Consider the following 10,510-nt stretch of genomic DNA (forward strand, 5'->3'; position numbering starts at 1 on the left):
CTTCGGCGTACGCGGCCGCCGCGTGCAGGGCCCGCGCGGTGGCCCTGCGCTCAGGGCCGTGCGGCCGCACCAGGGCGGGGGCCATGCCGACGAGCCAGGCCACGGCGCCCGCGCCGAGCGTCAGGGCGAGGTGACCGGGGACCTGCCCGATGGCCTGCGGAGCGAACAGCGTGGCGGAGCTGATGAACGTGAAGATGAGGTGGCCGGGCGGGCCGATGCGGGTCGCGTCGCAGAGCGTCTTCTGCGCGGCGGCGAGCAGCGCCCCGACCGCCACGAGCACCGCCGCCGACGTGGTGAGCGAGGCGGCGACCATGGCGACGCCGACGCTGGCCAGCATCCCGATGACGACCCCGGCGAGGGCGCGGGCCCGCGCGGCGTACGGCAGGTTGTGGGTGTAGAGGGCGCAGAACGATCCCGCCATCGTGTACATGACGAGGTCGAGGCGGCCGATCGCGAGGAGCGTCAGATTCGGTATCGCGGTGGCGACGACCACGCTCGACGCGGGCTTGAACCAGATGTCGGACGGCTTTCCCGGACGCAGCACACCGGCGAGGGGGAGTCGGCGGACCGAGAGTCGGCGGACACGGGAGGGGCTCGATGGGCGGGTCGAAGAGGGCGGCGTACTGCTCATACCTAGAACCTTAGCAAGTGTTTTACTCGAAAACGATTTCCCGCCACCGAAGCCCCTCCGCTCCCCTCCGCGCTCCCCGCGTACACCCGTGCGCTCGCATACGAGGCCCCGTGCGAGGGCATCGACCCGACGACACCGTCGATCGGGGAGGTGTGCGGTGCACGGACCGGCGCAGGCCGGCTGGCTGCTCGTCGCGCTGTGCGCGGCGACCGGGTCCTACTGTCTGCTGCGGATGCGCAGCAGGATCGAGGAACAGCGCCGGGCGGCCGGCGGCGAGGCGCTCATGGGATTCGGGATGGCGTTGATGGCCCTGCCCGCAGCCGTGCTGACCCCGCCGCGGTGGGCCTGGCTCGGGTACGCGGCCGTGTTCGGCGCGGCGGCGCTGCGCGCGCTCTGGTCGGCCCGGCGGAACCGACACCACCTGCATCACCTGGTCGGCGCCTGCGCCATGGTCTACATGGCGGTGGCCATGGCTGCGGCCCCCACCGCGCACGCGGGCCACGGCGGCGGGGGCACACCGGCGCTCACCGGAGCCCTGCTGCTGTACTTCGCCGGATACGTGCTCTGGTCGGGGGTCCGCCTCCTGCCCGTGCCGACCCTCGCGGCGGCGGAGGGAGGTGGCGGCACCGCCGTCACGGGGTGGGCCGACCGCACGGAGCTTGCGATGGTGTGCAGGCTGTCCATGGGGATCGCCATGATCGCGATGCTGCTGACGCTGTAGCGAGGACCTGGGGGGACCTGGGCACGGGGGTCCCGCGGCGCCGTAAGGGGTGATATCCCGCGATCGGCCGTGGCGTGCGTCACTTGAGGCGATAGGCCATACCCTCCGACAGCGCCGCCCTCATAGTCTTGACACATGTTGCTCCCCGTTGCGCTGTTGCTGCTGGGCGCCCTCGCCGCCGTCGTCGCCCCGCGTCTCCTCGCGCGCGCCGACTGGCCGGAGCGCGAACCGGTGGTCGCGCTGTGGGCGTGGCAGTGCGTCGTGGCGGGTGTGCTCATGTGCTGCGCCCTGTCGATGACGCTGAGCGCCGCCGCCGCGTGGCAGGCCGTGCGCGGCCATGTGTTCGCGCCCGCGCCGCATGATGTGGTCGACGCGTACGCCCTCGGGGCGGGCGGCGTCTGGGCGCCCGCGACCGCCGCCGCGCTGGCCCTGGGCGGCGTGTGGACCGCCGCGATGCTGACCCGGGAGATCGCCCGGGCGCGGGCAAGGCGCCGCAAGGGACGTACCGAACTCCTCCTGCGCGCACCCCTGTTGCCCGGAGAGGAACCCGGCGCCGACCGGCTCGTCGTCCTGGAGGGCGAGCGCCCCGATGCCTGGTGGCTGCCGGGCGCGGCGCCCCAACTGGTCATCACCACCGCCGCGTTGCGCCGCCTGAAGGGCCGTCAGCTGGATGCCGTGCTCGCCCATGAGCAGGGGCACGCACAGGCGCGGCACGACTGGCTCCTGCACTGCTCGGGCGCGCTGGCCACCGGGTTCCCGCAGGTGCCGGTCTTCGCCGCGTTCCGGGGCGAGATGCACCGCCTGGTCGAGCTGGCCGCCGACGACGTGGCCTCGCGGCGCTTCGGGCGGCTGACGATCGCCCTCGCGCTGGTCGAGCTCAACGAGGACCGGGGCGTGTTCGGCCCCTGCCCGAGCCCCCAGGCGCACGTGCCGCAGCGGGTGCACCGGCTGCTGTCCGCACGGCCGCGGCTCACCGCGGGGCGGCGGCTGAGGCTGACGGCTGCCGCGGCGCTGGTGCCGGTGGTTCCGCTCCTGGTGACGTTCGTGCCTGGGCTGCGCGCGCTGGGATAGTGTCCCGCCGCCGGAGAAGGACGCCACCGGGAGCGGCCCCACGGGAGCGCGCCCCGGGATGGCCCCCGGCACCCTCCTTCGGCGAGGATCTCTTCATGCACCCCGCCACACCACTGGACTCGCCGCCCAGCCCGCCCCGTCCGCGCAACTCCCGCGCCGTGCGCGTCGCCGCGCTCCTGAGTGTCCCCTCGCTCCTGCTGATCCTCCTGGTCGAGCTGGAGTGGGGCCCGCTAGGCACCCTCGACGGCGACATCGCGCGCGCCACGCACCGCTGGGCCGTGGCGCACGACGGTCTCACCCACGCGAGCCGCATCCTGACCGACTGGGTGTGGGATCCATGGACGATGCGCGCGCTGTGCACCGTGACCGTGGTGTGGCTCTTCTTCCGCGGGGCGTACTGGCTCGCGCTGTGGATCGCCGCCGCCTGTGCGGTGGGCACCGCGGTGCAGCAGGGGCTCAAGGCCGCGGTCGACAAGCCGCGCCCGACGTGGCCGGACCCGGTGGACTCCGCGCACTTCGCGGCCTTCCCCTCGGGGCACGCCATGACGGCGACGGTCGCCTGCGGGCTGCTCCTGTGGCTGCTCCGTACGTACGACGTCGGGCCCGCCGTCTGGCGCGCGGGGCTGACGATCGCCGTGGTCTCCGTGGTCGGGGTCGGCGTGACCCGGATCTGGAACGGCGTGCACTGGCCGTCGGACGTCGTCGGCGGCTGGCTCCTGGGCGCACTGATCGTGGCGCTCACGATCGCCACGTACGCCTACCGACCGGGCACCCGCACCACCGAGACCACATAACGGACTCCCGCCCGGGCACGCGCCCGCCCGGCCGCCCGACGCCCACGCGAAAGAGGCCCCCTCACGCTCCACCGGCCAGACACCCGCACCGCCGAGACCGCACAACGCGCCTGCGCCCGAGCGCACTTGACCGTCCGTCGGCCGGTCCCGGAGGATCCTTGCCATGACGATCAAGGGCGCGCTCTTCGACTTCTCCGGGACCCTGTTCCGCATCGAGTCCACCGCGGCCTGGCTGCGTGCGGTGCTCCAAGAGGCCCGGCTGCCGTTGCCCGCCGCGGAGTTCGAGCGGCTGGCGGTCGGACTGGAGCGAGCGGGCGCGCTGCCCGGCGGGGCGCGTCCCACCGTCGTGCCCGCCCGCCTCACCGAGCTGTGGGCCGAGCGCGACCGCAGCGCCGCACAGCACCGCGCCGCGTTCACGGGCCTGTCACGCGAGGTCACGCTGCCCGATCCACACCTGCACGACGCCCTGTACGAACGCCACATGAGCCCGGAGGCCTGGCGCCCCTATGCCGATGCCGCCGAGGTGCTCGGCGGGCTGCGTGAACGGGGCGTCCGCGTCGCGGTGGTCAGCAACATCGGCTGGGATCTGCGGCCCGTCTTCCGCGCCCACGGCCTGGACCCGTACGTCGACGCGTACGCCCTGTCGTACGAGCACGACATCCAGAAGCCGGACCCGCGCCTGTTCGCCCGCGCCTGCGAGGCCATCGGCGTCGATCCGGCGGATGCCCTCATGGTCGGCGACGACCGGCACGCGGACGCCGGCGCCGCCGCGCTCGGCTGCGCCGTGCACTTCGTGGACCACCTGCCCGTGGACCGGCGGCCGGACGCACTGCGCCGCGTCCTCGGTCTCGTCGACCGTGACTGAGTCGACCGTGGCCGAGGTGTCAGACGTCGCCGGGCGTCCCGCAGGGGCCCGCGTGATCGCAGTACGGCTGGTTCCCGCTCGCGCCGCAGCCGCACAGCATCACGCGCGTCTCCCGCACCGCCGCGCCGTCCGCCCCTGTGATCCGCAGATCACCGCGGAGGACGAGCGTGCCGTCTCCACCGCGCTCCACGGTGGTGGGGGCGTCCGGCTGCTCCGTCGCCCCGTCGGCCGTCTCGTACTGCAGCGCCCCCGACGGGCAGCGGCGCACCACAGCGGCGACTTCGTCCGCGGAGGCCGCGTCGGGGGAGATCCAGGGGCGGCGCCCGGTGTCGAAGACCTGGGGCAGCCCGCGTACGCACTCCGCGGCGTGCAGACACCGACGCCCGTCGAAGGTGACGGTGATGCGCCGTCCTCGATACGGCTTGCCCAGCTCGGCGCCCATGCGGCTCCTCGGCCTGCGGTACGGCTGATGGCTTCGGTGCGGGGCGGGTCATGAGCGGTAGCCCTCGACCTCGGCCGCAGGACGCACCCGCGCCTCGTCCGGGTTCTCGCCGAACTCGGCCTTCGCGCGCCGCTGGCGCAGCAGGTCCCAGCACTGGTCCAGTTCACGCTCGAGCACGCCGAGCCTCGCGCGCTCCGTCGCCTCGTCGATCGCTCCCGATGCCAGGGAGTCCCGCAGCGTCCGCTCGTCGTCGACCATCGACGAGATCCGGGCCAGAATCTGCTCTTGATCCATCTCAGTACGCCTCCTCGGCCCCCCGGCCCACTCTAAGGAGGGTTCGGCCGATCGGCACCTGTGAGCAGGCAACACTCCCCCGCGGTGTTGCCTGCCCCAGGTCACACCGGACCAAGAAAGGCCCACTGGGGGTCTTGGTCCGAGACACGCTGAGTATACTGGCTCCCAGCCAGTCAACGCAGGAGTTACAGGATGTCCCCGCGTAGCGCATCGGTCAATGAAGAGCTGCGAAGGCGTTCCAGGGAACGGCTCCTGCAGGCCACGGTCGAGCTGGTGAGCGAGCGTGGCTATGAGGCGACGACGCTCGGCGACATCGCCGACCGCGCGGGCTCGGCCCGCGGCCTGGTGTCGTACTACTTCCCCGGCAAGCGCCAGCTCCTGCAGTCGGCGGTGCACCGCCTGATGCACCGCACGCTCGAGGCGGCGCTCGAACGGGAGCCGCGGACGACGGACGGCGACGAACTCCTGGCCCGCGCCATCGACGCGATCCTGGGCCTGGCCCGGGACCATCCCGTCCTCATGCGCACGCACATGGCGGGGATCCTCCAGGCGGACGGGTTCGTGCGCTGCCCGGAGCAGCAGCACCTCGCGGAGCTGCTCCGCGACACCGTCGTACGCCATGGCTCGCCCGACGTGGACACCGAATATCCGCTGCTGCGCGCCCTGTTGATGGGCGCGGTCTTCGCCGTGCTGCTTCCGGGAGCGCCGATGCCGGCGTGCGCACTGCGGGCCGAGCTGTTCCAGCGGTACGGGCTCGCGTGGGAGCTCGGGGTCCCGCCGGGCGGGGATCCGCCCGGCGGGACACATACGCGAGCCGACGATCAGGCCGCGCAGGAGACGCGGCCCACTCAGCGTTCCGCTCAGCGGCCCAGTCAGTCGAAGTAGTCCGGCTGGGTCTGGACGTTGAGCTCTCGCATGCGGACGCGCTCGGCAGGAGCCGTCCGCTTGTCGTCGATCTTCAGGACGTCGAAGCCCTTGGCGATGTCGTTCGAGTAGACGTAGCCGTTGTAGTAGTACGCCGACCACGAGCCGCCGGTCTGGAGCGTGTCCGCGCTGAGAGGACCGCGCTCGAAGTAGCCGATCTCCTTCGGCTTCGAGGAGTTGGTGAAGTCCCAGACGGAGACGCCGCCCTGGTACCACGCCTGGACCATCAGGTCCTTGCCCTTGACCGGGATCAGCGAGCCGTTGTGGGCCACGCAGTTCTCGGTCGCGGCCTGGTGACGCGGGATCTTGTAGTAGCTCTTGAAGACCAGCTTGCGCTTGTCGCCCTTGCCTGTGACGTCGTAGATGCCGTTGGCGCCGCGCTCCGGTCCGGTGGCCTCGTCACAGGTGGCGGCGCCGCCGCCGCCCAGCTCGTCGGTGAAGACGACCTTGTTGGCCTTCTGGTTGAAGGTCGCCGAGTGCCAGAACGCGAAGTTCTTGTTGTCCTGGACCTGGTCGATGACCTTGGGCTTCTCCGGGTTCTTGATGGAGAAGAGGATGCCGTCGCCCATGCAGGCGCCGGCGGCCAGGTCCTTGGAGGGCAGCACGGTGATGTCGTGGCAGCCGGTGGTCTTCGAGACGCCGGGGTTGGTGGGACCGCCCGGGTTGCCGCCGCCGTCAGGGCCCTCACCCGGGAAAAGGACGGGGAAGTCGACGACCGCCGCCTTCTGCGGGGCCTTGCGGGGCACCTTGATGATGGAGATGCCATCGTGCGGAGGCTGGCAGTCCGGGAACGTCGCGCTCGGGGAGTACGAGGAGACGTACACGTAGACGTCGCGCTTCTCCGGCACCAGCGTGTGCGTGTGCGAGCCGCAGGCGGTCTCGACGGCGGAGACGTACTTCGGGTTGGCCTTGTCGCTGATGTCGAAGACCTTCATGCCCTCCCACGAGGCCTTCTCCGTCGCGGGCTGCGTGGTGCTGCTGCAGGAGTTGTCGCTGCGCGAGGAGTCGGTGGAGAGGAAGAGCAGGTTCCCGGAGACGGAGATGTCGTTCTGGGAGCCGGGGCACAGGACTTGAGAGACGGTCCGCGGCTTCTTGGGGTTGCTGATGTCGAAGATGCGGAAGCCGTCGTAATTGCCCGCGAAGGCGTACTTCCCCTGGAATGCGAGGTCGGAGTTGGTACCCGGCAGCGCGTCCTTGGGGATGTTGGCGAGATGCTTGATGTTGTCCGAGTGCACGATCTCGTCGGGCGCGGGTATCTGCCCGCTCTTGATGGCCGCCTTCGCGTCGGCGGCATCGCTCTTGGACACACTCTTGGGCGCGGCCGGCGAGTCGCCCGGGTCGGGCGTCGCTCCGGCGGGCGCCGCGCTGAACAGCGCGGCGATCAGACCGAGCGCGGCCGCGCCGACGCCGAAGCGTCTGCGCCGGGTTCGGGGGTTGTTCAACAGGGTCACTGCGTCCTCCCTAGTCACCGTTCGCAGTTGAACGGTTCACGACACCCCGCAGTATCGTGCTCCTCATGCACAGATCAATAGATGGCAACGCACCTGTAATGAAAGTTTTTGATCATTCACGCCCGTAAGCGTGCTAGGACGGTCCCCAACTCCCCCGCGCGCCACAGGAGGCAGCCGTGCACCACCGTCGTACGCCCGCCATCGCCGTGTTCCTCACGGCCGCCGTTCTGGCGCTCGGCGCCTGCGATTCCGGAAGCTCCGGCGCCGGTTCGGAACCGGACAAGAAGGCCGCGCCCGGGCCCTCGGTGATCGCTCCCGGCAAACCGGGTGAGACGGCCGCCACGATGTCCGCCGAGGACGCGGCCAAGAAGAGAACCGACGACGACACCCCCAACTCGGCGGACTTCACCTACACCCAGATGATGATCACGCACCACGCCCAGGCCCTGAAGATGACCGGACTCGCCCCGAAGCGCGCCGAGTCCACGAAGGTCAAGCGCCTTGCCGACCGCATCTCGGCGGCGCAGCGCCCGGAGATCGGCGCCATGAAGGGCTGGCTCAAGAACCACGGGGGCGCGAAGAAGCAGCCCGACCACGACCACGGGACGATGCCGGGCATGGCCACGGACGGACAGCTGAAGCAGCTGCGTGCCGCGCAGGGGAAGACGTTCGACGAACTCTTCCTGAAGCTGATGATCACTCACCACAACGGCGCGGTCACGATGGCGACGGATGTGCTCTCCGACGGCAACAACATCCAGGTCGAGGAGATGGCGAACGACGTGATCGCGCAGCAGACGGCGGAGATCACCAGGATGCGCAAGATGTGAGCCGCGCGGCGCGGGGCGTCAGCCGCCGGTCCGGGCGGCGGCGTCCCGCTCGTCGTGCGGCGCGTGGTCGTGTCGCGGCAGCAGCAGCGGGGTGGCGAGGATGAGGACCCCGGCGATCCCGATGGCGGTGCGCGGTCCGGTGGCGGCCGCCAGCAGGCCCCAGAGACCGGTCATGGCCGCGATGCTGAGCTTGCTGGTGACCGACCACGCCGACAAGGTGCGGGCGACGCGGTCCGCCGGTGTGTGGTCGAGCCGGTAGGTCGCGAACACCGGGTTGAACACGCCCGAGCAGGTGATCAGGCCGAACTCGACGACGATGACGAGCACGAGCCCGGCGACACCGGGGCCGATGAAGGCAAGGCCGAGGAGCCAGCACGCCCGCAGCGTCCCGGCGGTGAGCAGGACCCGGTGACGCCCGAACCGCTCGACGAGCGGCCGGGCGAGCCGCGAGCCGATCAGCCCGCCGATGCAGGGCGCGGCGAAGGCCAGGCCGTACTGCCAGGGCGCGAAGCCGAGTTCGCCGACCATCAGGACGACAAGCAGGGGCGACGTCGCCATGATCAGGCCGTTGTTCAGGAGCGTGTTGAAGAACAGCGGGCGCAGCGCCGGGCCCGCCAGGATGTAGCGCCAGCCGTCGAGCAGATCGCCCGCACGGAACCGGGTCGGCGGCCCGGTGCGCTCGGGGTGCGGCTCCTTGCCGCCGATCGCGCGGACCCCCAGGGCCGAGAGCAGATAGCTGACCGCGTCGGCCACCACCGTCATCACCGGGCCGAAGAGCCCGATCGCGGCCCCGCCCAGCGGGGGACCGAGCACCAGGGCGGTCCAACTCGTGGACTCCAGGCGCCCGTTGGCGACAAGCAGGTCTTCCGGCCGTACGAGCGCCTTGAGGCAGGCACCGCTCGCCGAACTGAAGGCGATGTCGGCCGCGCCGACGACGACCGCCACGGCCAGGAGCTGGCCGAAGCCGAGCAGACCTAGCGCGTACGCGGCGGGGATGCTGAGCAGCGCCGCGCACCGGACCAGGTCCATCGCGATCATCACCGACCGCTTGCGGCGGAACTCCACCCACGGCCCCAGCGGCACCGCCACCACGGCGCCCACCGCGAGCCCCGCCGCCGCCAGGACCGACACCTCGGTCGGGCCGGCGTCCAGGGCCAGGAGCGCGATCAGGGGGAAGGCGTCGAAGGCGAGCCGCGTGCCGAACGCACTGACCGTGTAGGCCGCCCACAGCCATCCGAACTGCCGCCCGAGGGACCGCCTGGCCTCCATGCCCGGTGCCACCCCTCGCCTCACGCTCGAACAGACCCAACTCGACCTGCGGCATCCAAACCGGCGACAGGTCCGCAGGTCAAACAACCGCAGCGCGCAGGAAGCCACAACCACAGGTTGTACTCCGCGGGTGCTCCTAGGATGAGCGGCGTGGATCTTCATGCCGTGCGCACCTTCGTCGCCGTCGCGGACGCCGGTCAGTTCCGGGAGGCCGCGGCCGTGCTCGCGGTGACCCAGCAGGCCGTATCCAAGCGCGTCGCCGCGCTGGAGAAGGACCTGGGGGTGCGGCTGTTCACCCGGTCCGCGCGCGGGGCCCGGCTCACCGTCGACGGGCAGGCGTTCCTGCCGCACGCCCGTGACCTCCTGCGTGCCGAGGAGCGGGCGGCCGCGTCAGTGCGGCCCGGCCGCCGGGCGCTGCGCGTCGACGTGATCGGGCGGCGGCTCGCGCCCGCGGGGCTCCTGAGCGGCTTCCACCGGGCGCATCCCGGCACCGAGCTCGACGTCGTGACGCTCTTCGACGCCGACGCCGCCCTGACCGCCGTCCGGTCGGGCACGATCGACGCGTCCTTCCGTGCCCTCACCCTGCCGGCGCGGCAGCTGCCCGAGGGGATCGAGGCCGCCCGGGTGTACGACGAGCCCGTGCAGCTCCTCGCCGGACCGGCGCACGCGTTCGCGGCCGCCCGCGCGGTGACCCCCGCGCAACTTGCCGGGCACAGGATCTGGATGCCCGGCATCATCGCCGGGACCGAGTGGGCCGCCTACTACGAGGCGCTCGCCGCCGCGTTCGGGATCACCATCGAGGCGACAGGACCCGACTTCGGGACCGAGCCGCTCCTCGACACGATCGCCGGGTCCCCGACGCTCGCGACCTTCGTCGGCGAGCAGACCCGCCTCATCTGGCCCGCCGACGACGACCTGCGACGCATCGCGATGGTCGACCCGACGCCGGTCTACCCGCACTCGCTGATCTGGCGCGGCGACAACCCGCACCCCGCGCTCGCCGCCCTGCGCGACCACCTCGCCGCCGAGCGGTCCGGCCGCGACGCCGGGACCGCCGAGACATGGACGCCCACCTGGGCGTGGTGAGCGCGCTCCGAAGGGGCGCGGGGAACTGCGCGACCAGCCACGACGCGGCCGCAGCCAGCGACAGCACCTGGCGGCACTTCCCGCGGAGCGGAGCGCTCAGCGGCGGTTGTGGCGCGGGGGCAGGGCGCCCGC

The 10,510-nt window shown here is 71.9% G+C and carries 11 protein-coding genes and 1 pseudogene; 7 read left to right on the plus strand and 5 right to left on the minus strand.

The genetic code is table 11. The features are described from left to right. Positions 1–631, minus strand: a pseudogene (locus ABD378_RS32300) (FUSC family protein); the annotation flags it as partial. A 157-nt stretch (positions 632–788) separates the two neighbouring features. Here ABD378_RS32300 and ABD378_RS32305 point away from each other — a divergent pair. From ABD378_RS32305 to ABD378_RS32320, 4 genes are all read left to right on the plus strand, one after another. Further along, positions 789–1,352 carry a DUF5134 domain-containing protein gene (locus ABD378_RS32305; protein WP_344526709.1) on the plus strand — a complete coding sequence of 188 codons (564 nt, stop codon included), beginning with the start codon at positions 789–791 and terminating at the stop codon, positions 1,350–1,352. Positions 1,353–1,487: 135 nt separating this feature from the next. Further along, entirely contained in the window at positions 1,488–2,423 is a 936-nt protein-coding gene (locus tag ABD378_RS32310) for a M56 family metallopeptidase (RefSeq protein WP_344526711.1), read from the plus strand. Between the two features lie 95 nt (positions 2,424–2,518). Beyond that, a complete protein-coding gene (locus tag ABD378_RS32315; RefSeq protein ID WP_344526713.1) occupies positions 2,519–3,217 on the plus strand; it encodes a phosphatase PAP2 family protein in 699 nt (232 codons plus the stop codon). Positions 3,218–3,380: 163 nt separating this feature from the next. Beyond that, entirely contained in the window at positions 3,381–4,082 is a 702-nt protein-coding gene (locus ABD378_RS32320; RefSeq protein ID WP_344526715.1) for an HAD family hydrolase, read from the plus strand. A gap of 19 nt (positions 4,083–4,101) precedes the next feature. Here ABD378_RS32320 and ABD378_RS32325 read toward each other — a convergent pair whose 3' ends face one another. Continuing rightward, the gene (locus ABD378_RS32325) at positions 4,102–4,524 is read right to left on the minus strand and encodes a (4Fe-4S)-binding protein (protein ID WP_344526717.1); all 423 of its coding nucleotides are present in this window, start codon (positions 4,522–4,524) and stop codon (positions 4,102–4,104) included. 48 nt (positions 4,525–4,572) lie between these two features. After that, positions 4,573–4,818, minus strand: a complete 246-nt coding sequence (locus ABD378_RS32330; protein WP_344526719.1) for a DUF2630 family protein — start codon at positions 4,816–4,818, stop codon at positions 4,573–4,575. A 192-nt stretch (positions 4,819–5,010) separates the two neighbouring features. Here ABD378_RS32330 and ABD378_RS32335 point away from each other — a divergent pair, with 192 nt between their 5' ends. Continuing rightward, on the plus strand, positions 5,011–5,703 hold the full coding sequence (locus ABD378_RS32335) for a TetR/AcrR family transcriptional regulator (RefSeq protein ID WP_344526721.1): 693 nt from the start codon (positions 5,011–5,013) through the stop codon (positions 5,701–5,703). On the opposite strand, the gene ABD378_RS32340 is transcribed toward ABD378_RS32335, so the two are convergent. Then, a complete protein-coding gene (locus ABD378_RS32340; RefSeq protein WP_344526723.1) occupies positions 5,691–7,193 on the minus strand; it encodes an LVIVD repeat-containing protein in 1,503 nt (500 codons plus the stop codon). The genes ABD378_RS32335 and ABD378_RS32340 overlap by 13 nt on opposite strands. 176 nt (positions 7,194–7,369) lie before the next feature. Here ABD378_RS32340 and ABD378_RS32345 point away from each other — a divergent pair, with 176 nt between their 5' ends. Further along, complete coding sequence (locus ABD378_RS32345) at positions 7,370–8,023, plus strand: DUF305 domain-containing protein (protein ID WP_344526725.1); 654 nt, start codon at positions 7,370–7,372, stop codon at positions 8,021–8,023. 18 nt (positions 8,024–8,041) lie between these two features. Here ABD378_RS32345 and ABD378_RS32350 read toward each other — a convergent pair whose 3' ends face one another. Continuing rightward, positions 8,042–9,292 carry an MFS transporter gene (locus ABD378_RS32350; RefSeq protein ID WP_344526727.1) on the minus strand — a complete coding sequence of 417 codons (1,251 nt, stop codon included), beginning with the start codon at positions 9,290–9,292 and terminating at the stop codon, positions 8,042–8,044. Between the two features lie 150 nt (positions 9,293–9,442). On the opposite strand from ABD378_RS32350, the gene ABD378_RS32355 reads away from it, so the two are divergent. Continuing rightward, positions 9,443–10,378: a LysR family transcriptional regulator gene (locus tag ABD378_RS32355; protein WP_344526729.1), complete on the plus strand. Its 936-nt coding sequence runs from the start codon at positions 9,443–9,445 to the stop codon at positions 10,376–10,378. The last annotated feature ends 132 nt before the right edge of the window (positions 10,379–10,510 follow it).

The sequence above is a fragment of the Streptomyces rectiviolaceus genome (assembly GCF_039533825.1).
GTDB classification, from domain to species: Bacteria; Actinomycetota; Actinomycetes; order Streptomycetales; family Streptomycetaceae; genus Streptomyces; species Streptomyces rectiviolaceus.